The sequence below is a fragment of the Pseudomonas chlororaphis subsp. piscium genome, assembly GCF_003850345.1.
Classification (GTDB): domain Bacteria; phylum Pseudomonadota; class Gammaproteobacteria; order Pseudomonadales; family Pseudomonadaceae; genus Aquipseudomonas; species Aquipseudomonas piscium.
In genome coordinates this window covers 3,671,664-3,691,748 of the sequence record NZ_CP027707.1, presented here as the reverse complement: position 1 = coordinate 3,691,748, position 20,085 = coordinate 3,671,664, and the positions used below count along the sequence as shown (strand labels likewise).

Genomic DNA, 20,085 nt, shown 5'->3' with positions numbered 1-20,085 from the left:
CATGAGCACACGACAACTGAAACTGGGCGCCCTGACCATGGGCGTCGGTGGTCCCGGCCGGCACAACCTGTGGCTGGACCCCGAATTGCCGGCCGACGCCAGCGTCAATATCGACTGGTACATCGACATTGCGCGCCAGGCCGAGGCGGCGTTGTTCGACCTGATCTTCATCGTCGACAGCCAGTTCATCACCCCGGGTTCGCCGCCCCATTACCTGAATCGCCTGGAGCCGCTGACGCTGCTCTCGGCCCTGGCGGTGAGCACGCGGCATATCGGCCTGGTGGGCACGGTCACCACTTCCTATAACGAGCCGTTCAACGTCGCCCGCCGCCTGGCCTCGCTGGACCTGATCAGCAAAGGCCGCGCCGGCTGGAACGTGGTCACCAGCGGCGACGCCGGCACCGCCGGCAACTACGGGCGTGACGAGCACTACGACTACGACACCCGCTATGGCCGGGCCCGGGAGCATGTGCAGGTGGTGCAGGGCTTGTGGCAGTCCTGGGAGGACGACGCCTTTGTCCGGGATCGTGCCAGCGGGCGTTATTTCGACCCGGCCAAGCTGCATGCGCTGAACCACAAGGGCGAGCATTTTTCCGTGGTCGGACCGCTCAATCTGCAACGCTCGCCACAAGGCCAGCCGGTGATCTTCCAGGCGGGTGACTCCGAACAGGGGCGTGAGCTGGGCGCGGCGATTGCCGATGTGGTCTTCACCCACGCGCCGAGCCTGGAGCAGGGCCAGGCGTTCTACCGGGAAATCAAGGAACGCGCGCTGCGCCAGGGTCGCGATCCGGAACAGGTGCTGGTGCTGCCGGGGGCCGAGGTGTTCGTCGGCGATAGCGACGAGCAGGCGCGGGAACTCGAACGCCATTACCACGCGACCGATCACAGCTTCGAGCAGGCCCTGCTGGAGTTCGGCCGTTCCTTTGGCTGGCACGACTTCAGCCAGTACGAACTGGATGCACCTTTCCCGGCCCAGGCCCTGGAGTTCGCCCGCAGCAGCTTTTTCACCGTGGCCAAGCGCATCACCGAGCGCGCGGTCAGCGAAGGGCTCAGCCTGCGCCAGGCGGTGCAGGCCTCCCGACAGCTGCGCCCCGGCGCCTTTGTCGGCAGCGCCGAAACCATCGCGGCGAAGATGAGTGAGTGGTTCGAGGCGCGGGCCGTGGACGGTTTCAATATCTATATCGGCCACCCGGGGCAGTTTCGCCGGTTCACCGAGGAAGTGGTGCCCTTGCTCCAGGAGCGTGGGGTGTACCGCCGCGAATACCCGGGCAGCACCTTGCGCGAAAACCTCGGGCTGAGGATTCCGCGCAATCTGCGCTGATGCACAGAAACCCCAGATAGCCAGAGAGTTTTTTGCTCTCTAGCAACCACAAAAATCATAATTTCGGCATTTCCTACCTTCTCCCAGAATGCGTCCTACACCTCCCACGGCTGCCTACGTGGGATCACTCAGTAGGGCGCAGACATGACAACCCATAAAACAACAATCGATACCCTTGTAGTGGGCGCCGGCCAAGCCGGCGTGGCCATGAGCGAACACCTGAGCCGCCTGGGCGTGCCGCACCTGGTGCTGGAACGCAACCGCATCGCCGAAGCCTGGCGCAGCGGCCGCTGGGATTCGCTGGTGGCCAACGGCCCAGCCTGGCACGACCGCTTTCCCGGCCTTGAATTCGCCGGCCTGGACCCCGATGCCTTTGCCGGCAAGGACCAGGTGGCCGACTACTTCGAAACCTACGCGCGCAAATTCAACGCACCGATCCGTACCGGCGTCGAAGTCAGGAAGGTGGTGCGTAACGCCGCCCGCCCGGGCTTCACCGTGGACACCAGTGAGGGTGTGATCGAAGCCCGGCAGGTGGTGGTGGCCACCGGTCCGTTCCAGTGCCCGGTGATCCCGCCGATCGCCCCGCAAGATCAGCGCGTGCTGCAGATGCATTCGGCCGCTTACCGCAATCCGCAACAGCTGCCCGAAGGCGCGGTGCTGGTGGTGGGGGCGGGCTCCTCGGGGGTGCAGATCGCCGATGAGCTGCAACGCGCCGGCAAGCAGGTCTACCTCTCGGTCGGGGCCCATGACCGTCCGCCGCGGGCCTACCGCAACCGTGATTTCTGCTGGTGGCTGGGGGTGCTCGGCGAGTGGGATGCCGAGACCATGCAGCCGGGCAAGGAGCACGTGACCATCGCCGTCAGCGGTGCCCGTGGCGGGCACACCGTGGACTTCCGTCGGCTGGCCCACCAGGGCATGACCCTGGTCGGCCTGACCAAGGCCTTCGATAACGGTGTGGTCAGCTTCGAGGCCAACCTGGCGGAGAACATTGCCCGCGGCGACGAAAACTACCTGGCGCTGCTCGACGCCGCCGATGCCTACATCGCCCGCAACGGTTTGGACCTGCCGGAGGAGCCCGAAGCCCGGGTAATGCTGCCGGACCCGCCGTGCCTGACCCAGCCGCTCCTCGAACTCGACCTGGCCAAGGCCGGCGTCGGCACCATCATCTGGGCCACCGGTTATTCGGTGGACTACAGCTGGCTGCAGGTCGATGCCTTCAAGGACAACGGCAAACCCCGCCACCAGCGCGGCGTGTCCAGCGAGCCCGGGGTCTATTTCGTCGGCCTGCCATGGCTGTCGCGCCGCGGCTCGGCGTTTATCTGGGGGGTGTGGCACGACGCCCGGCACATCGCCGAGCACATCGTCAAACAGCGGCTCTATTTCGATTACCGCGACGCCGCGCAGCGTCAAGCCGACCGTGAATCCTCCATTGAATCCACCAGCCTCATGGGAGCCCGCTGATGCCTACTCATACCCGCATCCGCATGTTCAACACCAAAGACACCTACCCGAACCAGAGCCTGGACAACGACCTGTGCCAGGCCGTGCGCGCCGGCAACACCCTGTATGTGCGCGGCCAGGTCGGTACCGATTTCAATGGCCAGCTGGTCGGTCTCGGCGATCCGCGGGCCCAGGCCGAACAGGCCATGCGCAACGTCAAGCAACTGTTGGAGGAGGCCGGCAGCGACCTCAGCCATATCGTCAAGACCACTACCTACCTGATCGACCCGCGTTACCGCGAGCCGGTCTACCAGGAGGTCGGCAAGTGGCTCAAGGGCGTGTTCCCGATCTCCACCGGGCTGGTGGTCAGCGCCCTGGGCCAGCCGCAGTGGCTGATGGAAATCGACGTGATCGCGGTTATCCCCGAATAAGGAGTTCGCCATGACTTTCTCCATCGTCGGCCGCTGCGCCGAAACCGGCCAGCTGGGCATTGCCATCAGCTCGTCGAGCATCGCCGTCGGGGCTCGTTGCCCCTGGCTGCGCAGCGGCGTGGGCGCAGTATCGAGCCAGAACATCACCTTGCCGGCCCTCGGCCCCCAGGTACTCGATGGCCTGGGCGAAGGCCTGGCGCCCGCGCAGGCCCTGGACCAGGCGCTGACCCGCAACGGCTACAGCCAGTACCGCCAGGTGGCGGTGGTGGATGCCCAGGGGCGCACGGCGGTGTTCAGCGGCAACCACGCGCTGGGCATCAACAATGCGGTGGCCGGTGAGCAATGCGTGGCGGCCGGCAACCTGCTGGCCAACAGCACAGTGATCGAGCGCATGGTCGAGGCCTTCGAAAGCAGCGAAGGCTGCCTGGCGGCGCGGCTGCTCAGCGCGCTGCAGGCCGGTCAGGACGCCGGGGGCGAGGCGGGCGCGGTGCATTCGGCGGCGCTGTCGGTGGTTGGCGAACTGGTCTGGCCGATCGTCGACCTGCGGGTGGACTGGGCCGAGGCCAATCCCATCGGCGAACTGCAGAAACTCTGGAGCGCCTACGAGCCGCAGTTGCAGGACTACCTGACCCGCGCCCTCAATCCGACCCTGGCGCCGAGCTACGGAGTGCCGGGCGATGAGTGAGCTGCGCAGCCGCGCCTTGCTGGCCCGGCTGGTGGGCTTTGCCACGGTCAGCCGCGATTCGAACCTGGCCTTGATCGAGTTCGTCCGCGACTACCTGCGCGGCCTGGGCGTGAGCTGCGAGCTGATCTACAACGCCGAGCGGACCAAGGCCAACCTGCTGGCCAGCATCGGCCCTGCGGTGGAAGGCGGCGTGGTGCTTTCCGGGCACACCGACGTGGTGCCGGTGGACGGCCAGCCCTGGACGCTCGAACCCTTCAGCCTGACCGAGCGCGACGGCAAGCTCTACGGCCGCGGCACCGCCGACATGAAAGGCTACCTGGCCTCGGTGCTGGCTGCGGTGCCGCTGTTTCTCGAAAGCCCACTGCGCCGGCCGGTGCACCTGGCGTTCTCCTATGACGAGGAGGTCGGCTGCCTCGGCGTGCGCAGCCTGTTGGAGCTGTTGCCGCAGCGCATTCCCCAGCCGGCGCTGTGCCTGATCGGCGAGCCTACCGAGCTCAAGCCCGTGCTCGGCCACAAGGGCAAGCTGGCCATGCGTTGCCATGTGCACGGCGCGCCGTGCCATTCGGCCTATGCGCCTTACGGGGTCAACGCCATCGAACAGGCGGCGCGGCTGATCGGCCGGCTGGGGGAGATCGGCCAGCGCCTGGCGGCCCCGGAACATCACGACGCTCGCTTCGACCCGGCGTTCTCCACCGTGCAGGTCGGGGTGATCCAGGGCGGCACGGCGCTGAACATAGTCCCGGCCGACTGCCGCTTCGACTTCGAGGTGCGCGCCTTGCCGGCCTTCGAGCCCCTGGCGGTGGTGGATGAACTGCAAGGCTACGCCGAACAGGAGCTGTTGCCGGCGATGCAGGCGATCAAGGCCGACACGGCGATCCGCTTCGAAGCGATCTCGGCTTACCCAGGTTTGGCCACCGCCCCTGAAAGCGCCGCCGCGCAACTGGTGGCGCAGCTGTGTGGCAGCGCGGCCTTCAGCACAGTGGCCTTTGGCACCGAAGGCGGGCTGTTCCATCAGGCCGGGATTGCGGCGGTGGTCTGCGGTCCCGGCAGCATGGACCAGGGCCACAAGCCGGACGAGTTCGTCAGCGTCGAGCAGATGGCGGCCTGTGACCGGCTGATGGACCGTCTGGCCGAATACCTCTGCAACCCTTCATGACAACTCATAAGAACAAGGAATCCGCGGTGAAAGATTTCAACGAGTGGACAGCCCTGGCGCAACGGCAACGCCTGATCGACAGCGCCTTTATCGAAGGCCAGGCGTGCCAGGCCGAGAGCGGCGCGCGCTTCGATGTGGTCAACCCGGCCACCGAGAAACGCTTGGCCCAGGTGGCTGCCTGCGGTGAGGTCGAGGTCGACCGGGCCGTGCGCAGCGCCCGTCGTGCGTTCGAGCAGGGCCCCTGGGCCAGGATGGCGCCGAGCGAGCGCAAGGCGATCCTGCTGCGCCTGTCGCGGCTGATGCTGGAGCACCGTGACGAACTGGCCTTGCTCGACTCCCTGAGCATGGGCAAGCCGGTGATGGATGCCTGGAACATCGACGTGCCGGGCGCCGCCCAGGTGTTCGCCTGGTACGGTGAAAGCCTCGACAAGCTCTATGACCAGGTGGCGCCGAGCGCCAGCAATGTCCTGGCGACCATCACCCGGGTGCCGCTGGGGGTGATCGGCGCGGTGGTGCCGTGGAACTTCCCGCTGGACATGGCTGCCTGGAAGCTGGCCCCGGCCCTGGCCGCCGGCAACAGCGTGGTGCTCAAGCCGGCCGAGCAGTCGCCGTTCTCGGCCCTGCGCCTGGCCGAACTTGCCATCGAAGCCGGCATTCCCAAAGGTGTACTCAACGTGGTGCCGGGCCTGGGCGAGGAGGCCGGTCGTGCCCTGGGCCTGCATATGGACGTGGATGCCCTGGTGTTCACCGGCTCCACCGAGGTGGGCAAGTACTTCATGCAATACGCCGCGCAATCAAACCTCAAGCAGGTCTGGCTGGAGTGCGGCGGCAAGAGCCCGAACCTGGTGTTTGCCGATTGCCAGGACCTGGACCTGGCGGCCGAGAAAGCCGCGTTCGGCATCTTCTTCAACCAGGGCGAAGTCTGCTCGGCCAACTCGCGCTTGCTGGTACAGCGCTCGATCGCCGACGCGTTCATTGAGCGCCTGGTGGCCAAGGCGCGCCAGTGGCAACCGGGCAATCCGCTTGACCCGGCGAGCCGGGCAGGGGCCATCGTCGATGCGCGGCAGGCGCAGCGCATCAAGCGGTACATCGAGCAGGCCCAGGCCGAGGGCGCGCAACGGGTGTGCGGCGGTCGGCAACTGAGCTTCGACGGCTCGAGCAACTTCATCGAACCGACCATCTTCACTGGCGTGACCGCCGACATGACCCTGGCCCGCGAAGAAGTGTTCGGCCCGGTGCTGGCGGTCACGCTGTTCGATGACGAAGACCAGGCGGTGGCCCTGGCCAACGAGCACATCTATGGCCTGGCCGCGTCGCTGTGGACCGACGATCTGAACCGCGCGCATCGAGTATCACGGCGGCTGAATGCCGGGACGGTGTCGGTGAATACCGTCGATGCGCTGGATGTGACGGTGCCCTTTGGCGGCGGCAAACAGTCGGGTTTTGGCCGCGACCTGTCGCTGCATTCGTTCGACAAGTACACCCAGCTGAAAACCACCTGGATTCAACTGCGGGGCTGAGGGCCGCAAGGCCGTCCCGAGAGCAGCACCGATCTTCAAAAAAATAGAACAACAAGACGGAGCAACCGATGAACAGCAATGCAAGCGTGCAAACCGGCGCCCTGGCGCCGCCCGCGAGTCGCAAGAAACTCGGCCTCACCGCGCTGTTGGCGGTGGCCATCGGCCTGGTGGTCTCACAGGGCGTGATGGTGCTGATGCTGCAAGGCGTCGGCATCGCCGGCCTGGGCTTTATCGTGCCCCTGGGCCTGGCCTACCTGCTGGCCCTGAGCTACGCCTGTTCGTTCTCCGAGCTGGCGCTGATGATCCCCCGTGCCGGTAGCCTGAGTACCTACACCGAGGTCGCCATCGGCCAGTTCCCGGCGATCCTGGCGACCTTTTCCGGCTACGTGGTGGTGGCGATGTTCGCCCTGTCGGCTGAGCTGTTGCTGATGGAGTTCATCATCGACAAGGTCTACCCGCACTCCATGCCACCTTTGACCGTGGCCCTGGGGGTACTGGCGCTGTTCACCCTGCTCAACCTGTTCAACATCGACATCTTCGCCCGCCTGCAGACGGTGCTGGCGGTGGTGATGACCCTGGTCTTGCTGGTGATGGGCCTGAGCGCGATGAACAGCGACATAGTCGCGCCCAACCCGACGCTGTTCGACAGCGCGCATTGGAATCCCCTGGGCCTGGGGGTGATCGCCCTGACGGCGATGGCGGTCTGGGGGTTTGTCGGCGCCGAGTTCGTCTGCCCGCTGGTGGAAGAAACCCGGCGCCCGGAGCGCAATATCCCCGGCTCGATGATGCTCGGCCTGACCATCATCTTCGTGATCATCAGCCTGTACGCCCTGGGTGCCTTGCTCACCGTGCCCCAGGCGGAACTGGCCAGCAACGGCCTGCCGCATTACCTGTTCGCCACCACGGTGTTCGGCGAGGCGGGCAAGGTGTTCCTGGTGACCGCGGCGATCACCGCCACCTGCAGCACCCTCAACAGTTCGCTGGCGGCGATCCCGCGCATGCTGTTCGGCATGGCCCGCAATGGCCAGGCGTTCGGTGTGTTCAAGCGCCAGGGCAAGCGCACCGGCGCGCCCTGGGTGGCGGTGCTGTTCATTGCCGCGGTCACCGGCCTGCCGTTGCTGTTGATGCACGACCATGCCGACGCGATCAACCAGCTGCTGCTCTCGGCGGCCCTGGCCTGGCTGCTGGCCTACATCATCACCCACGTCAACGTCATCGCCCTGCGTCGGCGCTACCCGCAGGTGGCGCGGCCGTTCCGCACGCCGTTCTACCCCTTGCCGCAGCTGTTCGGCATCGCCGGCATGCTGTTTGCGATCTGGAACGTGTCGCCCAGCCCGGAGATGACCTTTTCGATTTTTGCCTATGCCGGCCTGGTGCTGCTGATCGTCTCGATCATCGCCGTGCTGTGGATCAAGGGCGTGATGGGCAAGCCGCTGTTCAAGCCGGAGCCGCTGGCCAGCGTGCTCGGCACCCTCGATAAAAACCCGCAAGGAGACTCGCAATGACCGTTCAAGTGAAACCCGTCCGCAGCACCGGCGACTACCAGGCCGCGGATGCCGCGCACCACATTCATGCGTTCCTCGACCAGAAGGCGCTGAACGCCGAAGGGCCGCGGGTGATAGTGCGGGGTGAGGGCCTGGCGCTCTGGGACAACGACGGCAAGCGCTACCTGGACGGCATGTCGGGCCTGTGGTGCACCAACCTCGGCTACGGCCGCAAGGACCTGGCCGCCGCCGCCAGCCAGCAGCTCGAGCAGTTGCCGTACTACAACATGTTCTTCCACACCACCCACCCGGCGGTGGTCGAGTTGTCGGAACTGCTGTTCAGCCTGCTGCCCCAGCACTACAGCCACGCGATCTACACCAACTCCGGCTCCGAGGCCAACGAGGTGCTGATCCGTACCGTGCGCCGCTACTGGCAGATCCTCGGCAAGCCGCAGAAGAAGATCATGATCGGCCGCTGGAACGGCTACCACGGCTCGACCCTCGGCGCCACGGCGCTGGGCGGGATGAAGTTCATGCACGACATGGGCGGGGTGATCCCGGACGTGGCGCACATCGACGAGCCGTACTGGTTCGCCCATGAAGGCGACCTGACCCCGGCCGAATTCGGCCTGCGCGCGGCGCGGCAGCTGGAAGAGAAGATCCTCGAACTGGGCGCCGAGAATGTCGCCGCCTTTGTCGCCGAACCCTTCCAGGGCGCCGGCGGCATGATCTTCCCGCCGGAAAGCTACTGGCCGGAGATCCAGCGCATCTGCCGCCAGTACGACGTGCTGCTGTGCGCCGATGAAGTGATCGGCGGTTTCGGCCGTACCGGCGAATGGTTCGCCCACCAGCACTTCGGTTTCGAGCCCGACACCCTGTCGATCGCCAAGGGCCTGACCAGCGGCTACATCCCCATGGGCGGGCTGATCCTCTCCAGGCGCATGGCCGAGGTGCTGGTGGAGCAGGGCGGGGTGTTCGCCCACGGCCTGACCTATTCCGGTCACCCGGTGGCGGCGGCGGTGGCCATCGCCAACCTCAAGGCCCTGCGCGACGAAGGCATTGTCAGCCGGGTCAAGCAGGAGACCGGGCCTTACCTGCAGCGCTGCCTGCGCGAAGTCTTCGACAACCACCCGTTGATTGGCGAAGTGCAGGGCGCCGGGCTGGTGGCGGCCTTGCAGTTCGCCGAAGACAAGGCCAGCCGCAAGCGCTTCGCCAACGAGAACGACATGGCTTGGCGTTGCCGCACCATCGGCTTCGAAGAGGGCCTGATCATCCGCTCGACCCTGGGCCGGATGATCATGGCCCCGGCCCTGGTGGCCAGCCACGCCGACATCGATGAACTGGTCGACAAGACCCGTACCGCCGTAGACAGGACCGCCCGCGAATTCGGTCGTCTGTAAGCCCAGAAGCGGCCGGTGCGTGCGGGCGCGTCGGCCTATTAGAGGAACCGCTTCATGTCCAGATCCTTGCGTTGCTGTGTTCCCTTTGCCCTGGCCCTGTTGTGCAGCGCTGTTTCGGCTACGCCCCAGAGCCTCACCGTCATCTCCTTTGGCGGTGCCACCAAGCAGGCCCAGGACAAGGCCTACTTCCAACCTTTCACCGCCAGCGGCGCAGGACGCGTGGTCGCCGGCGAATACAACGGGGAGCTGTCGAAAATCAAGGCCATGGTCGATGTCGGCCATACCAGTTGGGACGTGGTCGAAGTCGAAAGCCCGGAGCTGCTGCGCGGCTGTGACGAAGGCTTGTTCGAACGCCTCGACCCGGCGCGCTTCGGCGACCCGGCGCAATTCGTGCCGGGGACCCTGAGCGAATGCGGAGTGGCCACCTATGTCTGGTCGATGGTCATGGCCTACGACCAGGACAAGCTGGCCAAGGCGCCGACCTCCTGGGCGGATTTCTGGAACGTCGCCGACTTCCCCGGCAAGCGCGGCTTGCGCAAGGGCGCCAAGTACACCCTGGAAATCGCCTTGCTCGCCGACGGGGTCAAGCCGGACCAGCTGTACCAGGTGCTGGGCACTCCCGAGGGCGTGACCCGGGCGTTCGCCAAGCTCGACCAGATCAAGGGCAATATCCAGTGGTGGGAGGCGGGCGCGCAGCCGCCGCAATGGCTGATCGCCGGCGATGTGGTGATGAGCGCGGCCTACAACGGCCGGATCGCCTCGGCGCAGAAGGAAGGCATGAAACTGAGCATCGTCTGGCCGCAGAGCCTGTACGACCCGGAGTACTGGGCGGTGGTCAAGGGCACGCCGAACAAGGCATTGGCCGAAGACTTCATCGCCTTCGCCAGCCAGCCGCAGACCCAGAAGGTGTTCTCCGAGGAGATCCCCTACGGGCCGGTGCACCGTGACGCGCTGGGGCTGCTGCCGGCGGCGGTGCAGCAGCAACTGCCCACCGCTGCAGCCAACCTGGCCGGGGCGCGGGCCGTGGACGCGGAGTTCTGGGTGGACCACGGCGAGGAACTGGAGCAGCGCTTCAACGCCTGGGCGGCGCGCTGAAACTGCGGCACCGCGAGTTTGCAGGAGCGGGTCAATCCGCTTCTGCAAGCTCGCTATTTCAGGCCAGCCAGGCCTTGAACTGCTCCTTGCAGTAATCGACGAACAACTGCGCGGGCTTGGTCAGCTGCGCCCGTTTCAGCCAGCCGGCCACCAGCGCGGAACCGGTGACATCCTCGGCCAGCTGCACACAGACCACTTCCTGGCCGTCATAGGTGCTGTTGCCATGGGGCCTGGTCACCAGCAAGGCAAAACCGAACCCCTGGCCGACCATGCCGCGCACCATCTCGATCGACGGCGAGCCGAAGACGATATTCGGCGTCAGTTGCAGTTCTTCGAAGATGCTCACGAAATAGGTACGGCTGGGCTGCACATCCAGCAGGATCATCGGCTCCAGGACCAGGTCGCGCAGCGACACCTGGGCCTGCCCGGCAAAACGGTGCCCGGCCGGCACCAGGGCATAAGGTCGTTGCGGCGCCATCAGCGCCTCAGTCTCGATGGTGCTGTCCAGGTCGTGTTCGTAGAAGATCGCCAGGTCGAAGCGCCCGCCGGTCAAACCCTGCACCAGCTCTTGCTGCTCGCCGTCCTGCAGGCGGATCTCTACCCCGGGAAAGCGCTCGCGAAAACCGGCGATCAGCCGTGGCAGGTAGAGCGGGGCGACCGTCTCGAAACAACCGATATCGATCTGCCCGCACACCACGTCGTTGTCGGCCAGGGCGTTCTGCTCGAACTCATGGGCCATGCGCAGCAGTTCCTGGGCCTTGCGGTAGAAACGCGCGCCACCGGGGGTTAGGGACACGCCCTGAGCGTGATGACGGATCAATAACTGCACGCCGAAGCTGTCTTCCAGGCCCTTGACCGCCGTGGAAATCGACGGCTGGGCGATATACAGCTTGCGCGACGCCTCGGCGACGCTGCCACATTCGACGGTGGTGACGAAGTACTTCAATTGACGCAAGGAATAGGACGCCACAGTGCACCTCTGGCTGATTGTTTGACTCCACGATACCTGCTCGGCAGGCAGGCGCTGCAGCGGATTTTGCTGGGTAGTGGGCATATTTTCCCTGGGTACCAGCAAGTGGTTTTCAGTGAGCCGGTGCCGTTGGCAGGCATGGGGTGGCTTGCTTTACCCATGACACTGACAAGCGCCGCCTAAACGTGTAGGACTTTTACTTCAAGGTGGGTAGGAGAACTACGGGTATACTGGTTATATATCCAGTGTTTTCTGGCGATTCCTCTACCTGCGCGATGCCGAACGAAAAATGGGTGCGTGGACAGAAAATCCAGCTCGGTTAATTTGAAGACCTCTCCTTTGGAAAGGGAGAGTTTCTTAAATCAATGGAGCAATAAACATGAACAAACCACAAACCCAATCGCCGCTTCGCCACGGTCGCGTCACATCCCCAGCCTCCCGCGGCGCAGTCGCCATCGACCTGGGCCTGCTGGGCGGCTGGCAGGTCAATGAAATGGAAGGCGGCAAGAACTTCCCGGCCCTGGCTGCGGGTCCGTTCCCCGCACCGTTCAACACGGACAACCCAAGCGACGTGCCGCCGGCCGATGGCTTCATCCTCAGCGGTGGCAAGACCGATGCCCGGGACTGCGTCAACTTCACCGATGAGGAGATGAGCAAGAAGCTCAGCCGCGCCTTCACCTGGCCGATGCTCAACGTCGACCCCGGCCAGATCTTCAAGGTGACCTGGCAGTACACCGCACCGCATACCACCCGTGGCTATCGCTGGCTGATCACCAAGGACGGCTGGGATCCGAAACAGCGCATCACCCGCGCGCAACTGGAGGCTCAACCTTTCGCCGAGGACTTCTATCCGCAGGTGCCTTACTACAGCCATGCCGGCGAATTGAAGGCCAAGGTCGATCACGAAGTGAAACTGCCTGCCAATAAAAAGGGTCGTCACGTGATTGTCCTGATGTGGATCGTGGCCAATACCGGCAACGCCTTCTATCAGGCCTTCGACGTCGACTTCAAATAAGTCTGCGGATCGTCCAAACGTTCTGAAGGATTAGAACATGTCAAAGATTGACTTTACCCAACTGAAAACGACGCAGGATGATGCCGCGTCGCGGATGCCGAGCCTGGATGGCAAGAAAATCCTCATGGGCTACTGGCACAACTGGCCGGCCGGCCCCTCGGACGGCTACCAGCGCGGGCAGTTTGCCAATATGAACCTGGAAGATGTGCCCCGGGACTACAACGTGGTGGCCGTGGCGTTCATGAAAGGCAGCGGCATTCCGACGTTCAAGCCGTACAACCTGTCCGATGCCGAGTTTCGTCGCCAGGTGGGCGTGCTGAACAGCCAGGGCAGGGCGGTGCTGATGTCCCTGGGGGGCGCTGACGCTCATATCGCATTGAACCCGGGCCACGAACAGCCCCTGGCCAATGAAATCATCCGTCTGGTGGAAACCTACGGCTTTGACGGGCTGGACATCGATCTTGAACAGAGCGCGATTGATTTCGCCAGCAACAAGACCGTCCTGCCTGCCGCGCTGAAGCTGGTCAAGGCTCACTATGCTGCCGAGGGCAAGCATTTCATCATCAGCATGGCACCGGAGTTCCCCTATCTGACCACTGCCGGTCGATACGTCGACTACCTCAAGGCGCTGGAGGGCTACTACGACTTCATCGCGCCGCAGTTCTACAATCAGGGCGGCGATGGCCTCTGGGTTCAGGAGGCCAACAACGGCAAGGGGGCCTGGATTGCCCAGAACAACGATGCCATGAAAGAGGACTTCCTCTATTACCTGACCGAAAGCCTGGTGAGTGGCACCCGCGGTTTCACCAAGATTGCGGCTGACAAATTCGTCATTGGCCTGCCCGCCAACGTCGATGCCGCTGCCACCGGATACGTGGTCAACCCGACGACCGTTTCCAATGCGTTCAAACGCCTCTATGCCAAAGGGTTGTCGATCAAGGGCCTGATGACCTGGTCGGTCAACTGGGACAGCGGGGTCAACAAGGACCACGTGCCCTACAACCAGGAATTCAGCCGGCGCTACGGGCCGTTGATCAACGGTGGCAAGCTGTCCCCCTCGACGCAGGAGGAGTCCCACCCGCAGAGCGCCCACTAGCGCAGGATCAAGGAGACATCCGGCAGACGTGCCTGATGCTCGACCGTCAAGTCGATTGACTTGATCGCTGAGGGTAAGCAATGAAAATCCGATGTCGGAAGGCATCGGATTTTTTGCGGATGAGGCCTTCAGAGACTATCCGGATCCCCTGACCCTGGCCGCGGGCGGCAGCGTGGAGGGGCCGAATATCGGGTCATTGCAGCCGCTGCGCAGCAGTGCCGGCGACAGGCTTGCGCAGGCGCTCAACTGATGAAGATGATCTTCGACACCAGCTCTGCGCTGTTCTTGGCCTGAAGCTTCTTCATCAACCGGGCGCGGTGGACTTCCACGGTGCGGTGGGAAATGCCCAGCTTGCGCGCCACTTCCTTGCAGGTCAGGCCATTGACGATATGCAGCGAGATCTCCCGTTCACGCGGGGTCAACTGGATCATCGGCGCTGGCTGGCGGTCCAGGCGCTCGAAATGCCAGACCATCAGCTTGAACGGATCCTCGGCCGTCAGGGAAAAGCCGTGGGCGCGGGCCCAGAACACCTCGCCGTTGCGATGCTGCATGAAGCGCTCGTCGGAGTAGAAGGCGCCGGGCCCGTTGCGCAGCCAGTGCTCGCTGCGTTCGCCGATGCTCTGGTAGTCGGCCTGGGAGGGGTACAACAGCAGGGTCAGGTGGCCCTGCAAGTGTTCGCGTTCGTAGCCGAACAGGCGAACGAAGGCCTGGTTGCAGTCGAGCATCCGGCGATGCCCGGTGATCATCTGTGGTGCGGGGGAAACCTGGAAGGCCAGGCGCTCGAGGTCCTGGAATTGCTGGGCGTATAGGGTCATCAGGCATCCTGCCTCGGGTTTATCGGTGCGTCCCTTTTTTTGGGGGCGGGTACTACTTACTGCCGTACGTAGTTGCCCCAACTAGCGTCTGATTCGGGTGCTGAATCATTGTATGGAATACCCGCTTCAAGGACAGAAGAAAATCACCATGACTCACGATTCCGTATCCATCGTCGCTGCCGCCCATAGTCCTTTCGGTCGTCTGGACGGCCTGAACCTCGAGGACCTGATCGTCCAGGTTACCCGCGAGGCCCTGGCAGACGCTGAGATCGACGCCGCAGAAATCGACGCGCTGTTTCTCGGGCACTTCAACTCCGGCCTGGTAGCGGATGGTTTCCCCGCCTCGCTGATGCTCCAGGCCGACCCGCAACTGCGCTTCAAGCCGGCCACTCGCTGCGAGAATGCCTGCGCCTCCGGCTCGGCGGCGATCCAGGCCGGGATCAACGCGATTCGCAGCGGCGCCGCCGAACTGGTACTGGTGGTCGGTGCGGAGAAAATGACCGGCAACAGCACCGTCGAAGTTACCCGGGCCTTGGCCGGCGCCGGCTACCAGAACGCCCTCCAGGAGGCCGGCCTGAGCTTCGCCCAGCTTTTTGGCCAAGTGGCGCAGCAGTACGCCGACCGGTACCACAGCCCATTGTCCTCGATGGCCATGATCGCGGTGAAGAACCACGCCAATGCCATGGCCAACCCCCTGGCGCAGATGCACCGAGTGATGGATTTCGAACACTGCAACAACGTTTCCCAGGGCAACCCGCTGATCGCACCGCCACTGCGCCTGACCGACTGTTCGCTGATCAGTGACGGTGCGGCGGCGATCATCCTGGCCTCGCCGCGGCGCGCCCGTTCGATGCGACGCCAGGTGGCGATCCGCGCCATGACCCAGGTGAACGACTTCCTGCCCTTGTCGCGCCGCGACGTGCTGGCCTTCGAGGGGCCGAAACGGGCGATCCACGGGGCCCTGCGCCAGGCCGGCGTGACCCTTGGCGACCTGAGTTTCGCTGAGGTACACGACTGCTTCACCATCGCTGAACTGCTGATCTACGAAGCCATGGGCCTGGCGCCCAGGGGCGAGGGGCACCGGGCCCTCGACGACGGCACCGTGCGCCAGGGCGGACGCCTGCCGGTGAACCTGTCCGGCGGGCTCAAGGCCAAGGGGCATCCGGTGGGGGCTACCGGGGTCTCGATGCATGCCCTGGGCTTTGCCCAACTGATCGGCAAACCCATTGGCCTGGGTGTGCCCGGTGCCGAGTTCGGCTTGCTGTTCAACATGGGCGGCATGGCGGTGGCCAACTACGCCAGTGTCCTGCAAGCGGTCAAGGTCTGAGGATGAACATCGCCCACTGGCTGCGCGATGCGGCCCAGCGCTGGCCTCGGCGGGCGGCTTTGTTCGAGGGACGCCGCCAGGTCGCCGACTACCAGGTGTTTGCCGCGCAGGCCCGGGCCCGCGCCCTGCAACTGCGCCACGCGTACGGCATTGTGCCTGGCGACCGGGTGGCGCTGCTGCTGAAGAACAGCTGCGGTTATCTCGAACTCTTGTATGCCATCTGGTGGAGCGGGGCGGTGGCGGTTCCGATCAACAGCAAGCTGCACGCCCTGGAAGCCGCCTGGATCGCCGGCAATGCCGGGGCCCGGCTGATCTACACCGATGAGGGCCAGAGCTTCGACGCCGCGGACCTGCCGGCCGGCTGCCGCGAACTGGCCGCGCCCGGGCTGGCCGTGCAAGACCGGGTGCCGGGCGATGAACTGGTGGAGCCGCACCTGAGGGAGGACGCCGACCTGGCCTGGCTGTTCTACACCTCCGGCACCACCGGGCGCCCCAAGGGCGTGATGCTGTCCCATGGCAACCTGATCGCCATGTCCTTGTGCTATCCGCTGGATGTGGATCCGGTGGCCGCTGATGACGCAGTGGTCTATGCCGCGCCGATGTCTCACGGCGCCGGCCTCTACAATTTCATCCATGTGCGATGTGGCGCCCGGCACGTGGTGCCGGCGTCCCAGGGGTTCCAGGCGGCGGAGTTGTTCGAGCTGGCGCAGGCGCTGGGCCAGGTCAGCCTGTTTGCCGCGCCGACCATGGTCAAGCGCATGGTGGAGCAGGCCCGGCAGCAGGGCTATTGCGGCGAAGGGATCAAGACCATCGTCTACGGCGGCGGCCCGATGTACCTGGCGGACCTTGCCCAGGCCCTGGACACCTTCGGCCCGCGTCTGGTGCAGATCTACGGCCAGGGCGAATGCCCGATGACCATCAGTGCCCTGTCCCGGGAGGCCATCGCCAACCGCGGGCATGCTGACTGGCCGGCCATTGCCGCCTCGGTCGGGCGTGCCCACGCCTGCGTCGAGGTGCGCGTGGTGAATGCCGCGGGCCAACCCCTGGCCCCCGGCGAACCTGGGGTGATCGCCGTGCGCGGGGCCGCGGTGATGCAGGGTTACTGGGACAATCCGCAAGCCACCCAGGAGGCCCTGGTGGACGGCTGGCTGCTTACCGGCGACATCGGTTTCCTGAATGAGCGGGGCTACCTGACCCTGACCGATCGCAGCAAGGACGTGATCATCTCCGGCGGCAGCAATATCTACCCGCGGGAAGTCGAGGAAGTGCTGATCCGGCACCCCGAGGTGTTCGAAGTGTGCGTGGTGGGGGAGGCCGACCCGCATTGGGGCGAATCGGTGGTGGCCTTCGTGGTCCTGCGCTCGCCCGGCAGCCTCGATGCGCAGGCGCTCGAGCACTGGTTCCTGGCGCGCATGGCCTCGTTCAAGAAACCGAAGAAGTACCTGTTTTGCGCCGAGCTGCCGAAGAACAGCTATGGCAAGATTCTCAAGACCCGGTTGCGCCAGTGGTTGCAGGACCCCTCCGGGTCCTTGAGCAACCTCTGAAACGCTGTATTTCATGGATAGCACCAAGACAGGAGTCCCCACCATGGGCGTGTCACCTTCCAACTCCCAGCGCCAGCGGCGCCGGGCCTTCATCGGCGCCACTTCCGGCCACTTGATCGAGTGGTACGACTATGGTGTCTACGGTTTCCTGGCCCTGTACATCGGCAAGGCCTTCTTCGTCTCTGACGATCCCTCCAGCAGCCTGCTGGCGAGCTTTGCGGCCTTTGCCCTGAGCTTCTTCATCCGGCCCCTGGGCGGCCTGTTCTTCGGCCCCCTGGCCGACAAGATCGGCCGACGCAAGACCCTGATCACGGTGCTGGTGATGATGGCCGGCTCCACTTTTCTGTTGGGCCTGTTGCCGACCTACGCCAGCATCGGCATCGCCGCGCCGGTGATCCTGGTGCTGATCCGCTGTGTGCAGGGTTTCTCCGCCGGTGGCGAGATCGGCACCATTACCAGCTTCATTTCCGAATACGCCAGCCCGGGGCGCCGAGGGTTCGCCACCTGCTGGCTGATGGTCACCGCCGTGCTCGGCCTGCTCCTGGGCGGCGCCGTGGCCAACGGCATGACCTGGGTCCTGGGCGCCGAGCTGATGCAGGAGTGGGGCTGGCGGATCCCGTTCCTGATCGCAGGTCCCCTGGGCTTCATCTCGCTGTATATCCGCCTGAAGCTGGAGGACAGCCCGGAGTTCCTGGCCCTGGTGCAGGCCGGGCAGACCTCCAAGGCGCCGCTGCGCGAAGTCTGGCAGTGGAAACGTTCGATCGCCCTGGTGTTCTTCATCATCACCCTGCACAGCTCGATCTTCTACCTGGTGCTGACCTTCGCCTCGACCTACATGTCCAACACCCTCAAGTTCGACAGCGGCACCACCTTGCTCTATGTGTTCGTCGCCAGCCTCTCGGCAGCGGTGGTCATGCCCTTCGGCGGCGCCTTCACCGATCGCTACGGGCGCAAGCCGTTCCTGATGGTGATCGGTACCCTGGCGACCCTGGCCATGTACTGGTTCTTCAAGGCAGCGCCCAACGCCACCCCGGCCACCTTGTTCTGGCCGCTGATGGCGGTGGCGATCCTGTTCGGGCTCTATGCGTCCTCGACCTACGCCCTGATGAGCGAACTGCTGCCGACCCGCATCCGCTCCACCGGCATCGCCGTGGCCTACAACATCCCGGTGGCGGTGTTCGGCGGCAGCGCGCCGCTGATTTCCACCTGGCTGATCAAGCTCACTGGCGACATCACCGCGCCCTGGTACTTCTACGTGGCGACCGGGGTCGCGTCGCTGCTGGCCCTGGCAGTGCTGCGCAAGGAGGACTTCGTCGCCTGTACCCACGACGCCCGGCACCAGGGCAGCGGGGCTGCGCAACTCCTGGTCAATCCGCAACCTTGAGCCCGCCTGTCGGCGCCGGCCCTGGCTGACTGGCGCCGCCCGGCCGTGCGCCGCGGCCTATCGGCAAGGACGTCGGTAGTGGTTAATGGTGGGCAATGGCACCGGGCGGGTCGGACAAGCGCATAGCTGCAACGCTCGGTGTCAGCCCGGAAACAGAAAGGTCCCGCGAGCGGCCAGTCAGGACTGGCCCCTTTTGCCTATGGCAGAGGATCCGGTTTATGGATCAAAGGCTGTCCGGGTCGCCGAAGAACATCTGAATCCGCGAGCGCAACCAGCGTTCGCCCGGGTCGTTGTCCTGGGAGCCGCGCCAGGCCATGTGCAGTTCGAAGGACTGCACCGGCAGGGGCGGGTCTTCGGCGCGCACGCCGCCGGCGGCGGTCAGGGCTTCGGCGGTGTAGTCCGGCACGGTAGCGACTATGTCGGTGCCGGTGAGCAGGGTGCTCAGGCCGTTGAACTGCGGCACCGCGAGCACCACGTGACGCTTGCGCCCGAGTTTTTCCAATTCTTCATCGATAAAGCCACTGAGGTCGCCGGCGAACGACACCAGGGCGTGGGGGCGGGCGCAGAAGTCGTCGAGGCTCAGGGAACCGGGCATGCTGTCGGCCCGCAGCAGCTTGGGCAGGCTGCGGCGCAGTACCTTGCGCTTGGCGTTGGCCGGCAGGTCCTGGGTGTAGCTGACGCCGATGGAAATCTCGCCGGAGGCCAGCAGGGCCGGCATCAGCAGGTAGTTGGCGCGGCGCACCACCAGCACGATCCCCGGCGCTTCGGCGCGCAGGCGCTTGAGCAGCATCGGCAGCAGGGCGAATTCGACGTCGTCGGACAGGCCGATACGGAACACCGCGGTGCTGGTCGCCGGGTCGAATTCGGCGGCGCGGCTGACCGCGGTGGAGATCGAGTCGAGGGCGGGCGAGAGCAGGGCGAAGATTTCCACCGCCCGGGCCGAGGGCTCCATGCTGCGCCCGGTGCGCACGAACAGCGGGTCGTCGAACAGGCTGCGCAGGCGCGACAGCGCCGCACTGATGGCCGGCTGGCCGAGGAAGAGTTTCTCCGCCGCCCGGGTCACACTGCGTTCATGCATTAATGTTTCGAACACGATCAACAGGTTCAGGTCGACACGACGCAGGTCATTACGATTCATCTTGAGTCCTGGCAGAGTCAGCAAACTTGACGAGAGCGACCATATGAGAACAATGGCCGGCATGAATCTTACGGGGAAAGGCTGCTACTCTGCACCGGCTAATTGTTTTTTCCTGTAAGGAAGCCTGCGCTCTGGCACGCTGTTTATCGTTGTTGCAGGTGCCGCGGAATCAATGACAGGCATGTCGACTATTAATAGCCACTGATGGTCTTGGCCAGAAAGCCCAGATAGAGTTCAGGGCATTAGAGGTTACTTTGACGAGGT

Annotated in this window: 18 protein-coding genes; 15 read left to right on the top strand and 3 right to left on the bottom strand. The window is 64.8% G+C overall.

Annotated features, from left to right (window positions below):
• The first annotated feature begins 1 nt into the window (after nucleotide 1).
• From C4K38_RS16865 to C4K38_RS16825, 9 genes are all read left to right on the top strand, one after another.
• Entirely contained in the window at nucleotides 2–1,321 is a 1,320-nt protein-coding gene (locus C4K38_RS16865; protein ID WP_053279365.1) for an LLM class flavin-dependent oxidoreductase, read from the top strand.
• A gap of 144 nt (nucleotides 1,322–1,465) precedes the next feature.
• Nucleotides 1,466–2,782, top strand: coding sequence for a flavin-containing monooxygenase (locus C4K38_RS16860; protein WP_053279364.1), 1,317 nt, complete (start codon nucleotides 1,466–1,468; stop codon nucleotides 2,780–2,782).
• Nucleotides 2,782–3,192 carry a RidA family protein gene (locus C4K38_RS16855; protein ID WP_053279363.1) on the top strand — a complete coding sequence of 137 codons (411 nt, stop codon included), beginning with the start codon at nucleotides 2,782–2,784 and terminating at the stop codon, nucleotides 3,190–3,192. The genes C4K38_RS16860 and C4K38_RS16855 overlap by 1 nt, the downstream gene beginning before the upstream one ends.
• A 10-nt stretch (nucleotides 3,193–3,202) precedes the next feature.
• The gene (locus tag C4K38_RS16850; RefSeq protein ID WP_053279362.1) at nucleotides 3,203–3,877 is read left to right on the top strand and encodes a DUF1028 domain-containing protein; all 675 of its coding nucleotides are present in this window, start codon (nucleotides 3,203–3,205) and stop codon (nucleotides 3,875–3,877) included.
• A complete protein-coding gene (argE, locus tag C4K38_RS16845) occupies nucleotides 3,870–5,033 on the top strand; it encodes an acetylornithine deacetylase (protein ID WP_053279361.1) in 1,164 nt (387 codons plus the stop codon). Before C4K38_RS16850 ends, argE begins: the two co-directional genes overlap by 8 nt.
• Before the next feature lie 26 nt (nucleotides 5,034–5,059).
• Nucleotides 5,060–6,553 carry an aldehyde dehydrogenase gene (locus tag C4K38_RS16840; protein ID WP_053279360.1) on the top strand — a complete coding sequence of 498 codons (1,494 nt, stop codon included), beginning with the start codon at nucleotides 5,060–5,062 and terminating at the stop codon, nucleotides 6,551–6,553.
• A 68-nt stretch (nucleotides 6,554–6,621) separates the two neighbouring features.
• Nucleotides 6,622–8,058: an APC family permease gene (locus C4K38_RS16835; protein ID WP_053279359.1), complete on the top strand. Its 1,437-nt coding sequence runs from the start codon at nucleotides 6,622–6,624 to the stop codon at nucleotides 8,056–8,058.
• Nucleotides 8,055–9,437 (top strand): aspartate aminotransferase family protein, encoded by a 1,383-nt coding sequence (locus C4K38_RS16830; protein WP_053279358.1) that lies wholly within the window; start codon nucleotides 8,055–8,057, stop codon nucleotides 9,435–9,437. The genes C4K38_RS16835 and C4K38_RS16830 overlap by 4 nt, the downstream gene beginning before the upstream one ends.
• A 54-nt stretch (nucleotides 9,438–9,491) precedes the next feature.
• Nucleotides 9,492–10,532, top strand: coding sequence for a gamma-aminobutyric acid-binding protein (locus C4K38_RS16825; protein WP_053279357.1), 1,041 nt, complete (start codon nucleotides 9,492–9,494; stop codon nucleotides 10,530–10,532).
• A 58-nt stretch (nucleotides 10,533–10,590) separates the two neighbouring features.
• On the opposite strand, the gene C4K38_RS16820 is transcribed toward C4K38_RS16825, so the two are convergent.
• Entirely contained in the window at nucleotides 10,591–11,502 is a 912-nt protein-coding gene (locus C4K38_RS16820) for a LysR substrate-binding domain-containing protein (protein WP_053279356.1), read from the bottom strand.
• 379 nt (nucleotides 11,503–11,881) lie between these two features.
• Here C4K38_RS16820 and C4K38_RS16815 point away from each other — a divergent pair, with 379 nt between their 5' ends.
• The 3 genes from C4K38_RS16815 to C4K38_RS32315 all read left to right on the top strand — a co-directional run bounded on the left by C4K38_RS16815 (nucleotide 11,882) and on the right by C4K38_RS32315 (nucleotide 13,863).
• Nucleotides 11,882–12,517, top strand: coding sequence for a lytic polysaccharide monooxygenase auxiliary activity family 9 protein (locus C4K38_RS16815; protein ID WP_053279355.1), 636 nt, complete (start codon nucleotides 11,882–11,884; stop codon nucleotides 12,515–12,517).
• Nucleotides 12,518–12,554: 37 nt separating this feature from the next.
• Complete coding sequence (locus C4K38_RS16810) at nucleotides 12,555–13,613, top strand: chitinase (protein WP_053279354.1); 1,059 nt, start codon at nucleotides 12,555–12,557, stop codon at nucleotides 13,611–13,613.
• Nucleotides 13,614–13,704: 91 nt separating this feature from the next.
• Nucleotides 13,705–13,863, top strand: coding sequence for a hypothetical protein (locus tag C4K38_RS32315; RefSeq protein WP_155772915.1), 159 nt, complete (start codon nucleotides 13,705–13,707; stop codon nucleotides 13,861–13,863).
• Here the strand turns inward: C4K38_RS32315 and C4K38_RS16805 are convergent.
• Nucleotides 13,856–14,428, bottom strand: a complete 573-nt coding sequence (locus C4K38_RS16805; RefSeq protein ID WP_025808711.1) for a LuxR C-terminal-related transcriptional regulator — start codon at nucleotides 14,426–14,428, stop codon at nucleotides 13,856–13,858. The two genes, C4K38_RS32315 and C4K38_RS16805, sit on opposite strands and share 8 nt — an antisense overlap.
• Before the next feature lie 148 nt (nucleotides 14,429–14,576).
• On the opposite strand from C4K38_RS16805, the gene C4K38_RS16800 reads away from it, so the two are divergent.
• Genes C4K38_RS16800 through C4K38_RS16790 form a run of 3 tightly spaced genes read left to right on the top strand, consistent with a single transcriptional unit; the run spans nucleotide 14,577 to nucleotide 18,683 of the window.
• Nucleotides 14,577–15,755 (top strand): acetyl-CoA acetyltransferase, encoded by a 1,179-nt coding sequence (locus tag C4K38_RS16800; RefSeq protein ID WP_053279353.1) that lies wholly within the window; start codon nucleotides 14,577–14,579, stop codon nucleotides 15,753–15,755.
• A gap of 2 nt (nucleotides 15,756–15,757) precedes the next feature.
• Nucleotides 15,758–17,299 (top strand): class I adenylate-forming enzyme family protein, encoded by a 1,542-nt coding sequence (locus C4K38_RS16795; RefSeq protein WP_053279352.1) that lies wholly within the window; start codon nucleotides 15,758–15,760, stop codon nucleotides 17,297–17,299.
• A gap of 43 nt (nucleotides 17,300–17,342) precedes the next feature.
• Nucleotides 17,343–18,683, top strand: coding sequence for an MFS transporter (locus C4K38_RS16790; protein WP_053279351.1), 1,341 nt, complete (start codon nucleotides 17,343–17,345; stop codon nucleotides 18,681–18,683).
• Between the two features lie 223 nt (nucleotides 18,684–18,906).
• Here C4K38_RS16790 and C4K38_RS16785 read toward each other — a convergent pair whose 3' ends face one another.
• Nucleotides 18,907–19,821 carry a LysR family transcriptional regulator gene (locus tag C4K38_RS16785; RefSeq protein WP_053279350.1) on the bottom strand — a complete coding sequence of 305 codons (915 nt, stop codon included), beginning with the start codon at nucleotides 19,819–19,821 and terminating at the stop codon, nucleotides 18,907–18,909.
• Between the last annotated feature and the right edge of the window lie 264 nt (nucleotides 19,822–20,085).

Bases quoted from the DNA above. Each gene is read 5' to 3' on its own strand.
- C4K38_RS16865 (WP_053279365.1), top strand. From the start codon at position 2: ATGAGCACACGACAACTGAAACTGGGCGCCCTGACCATGGGCGTCGGT.
- C4K38_RS16860 (WP_053279364.1), top strand. From the start codon at position 1,466: ATGACAACCCATAAAACAACAATCGATACCCTTGTAGTGGGCGCCGGC.
- C4K38_RS16855 (WP_053279363.1), top strand. From the start codon at position 2,782: ATGCCTACTCATACCCGCATCCGCATGTTCAACACCAAAGACACCTAC.
- C4K38_RS16850 (WP_053279362.1), top strand. From the start codon at position 3,203: ATGACTTTCTCCATCGTCGGCCGCTGCGCCGAAACCGGCCAGCTGGGC.
- argE (WP_053279361.1), top strand. From the start codon at position 3,870: ATGAGTGAGCTGCGCAGCCGCGCCTTGCTGGCCCGGCTGGTGGGCTTT.
- C4K38_RS16835 (WP_053279359.1), top strand. From the start codon at position 6,622: ATGAACAGCAATGCAAGCGTGCAAACCGGCGCCCTGGCGCCGCCCGCG.
- C4K38_RS16830 (WP_053279358.1), top strand. From the start codon at position 8,055: ATGACCGTTCAAGTGAAACCCGTCCGCAGCACCGGCGACTACCAGGCC.
- C4K38_RS16825 (WP_053279357.1), top strand. From the start codon at position 9,492: ATGTCCAGATCCTTGCGTTGCTGTGTTCCCTTTGCCCTGGCCCTGTTG.
- C4K38_RS16815 (WP_053279355.1), top strand. From the start codon at position 11,882: ATGAACAAACCACAAACCCAATCGCCGCTTCGCCACGGTCGCGTCACA.
- C4K38_RS16810 (WP_053279354.1), top strand. From the start codon at position 12,555: ATGTCAAAGATTGACTTTACCCAACTGAAAACGACGCAGGATGATGCC.
- C4K38_RS32315 (WP_155772915.1), top strand. From the start codon at position 13,705: ATGTCGGAAGGCATCGGATTTTTTGCGGATGAGGCCTTCAGAGACTAT.
- C4K38_RS16805 (WP_025808711.1), bottom strand. From the start codon at position 14,428: ATGACCCTATACGCCCAGCAATTCCAGGACCTCGAGCGCCTGGCCTTC.
- C4K38_RS16800 (WP_053279353.1), top strand. From the start codon at position 14,577: ATGACTCACGATTCCGTATCCATCGTCGCTGCCGCCCATAGTCCTTTC.
- C4K38_RS16795 (WP_053279352.1), top strand. From the start codon at position 15,758: ATGAACATCGCCCACTGGCTGCGCGATGCGGCCCAGCGCTGGCCTCGG.
- C4K38_RS16790 (WP_053279351.1), top strand. From the start codon at position 17,343: ATGGGCGTGTCACCTTCCAACTCCCAGCGCCAGCGGCGCCGGGCCTTC.
- C4K38_RS16785 (WP_053279350.1), bottom strand. From the start codon at position 19,821: ATGAATCGTAATGACCTGCGTCGTGTCGACCTGAACCTGTTGATCGTG.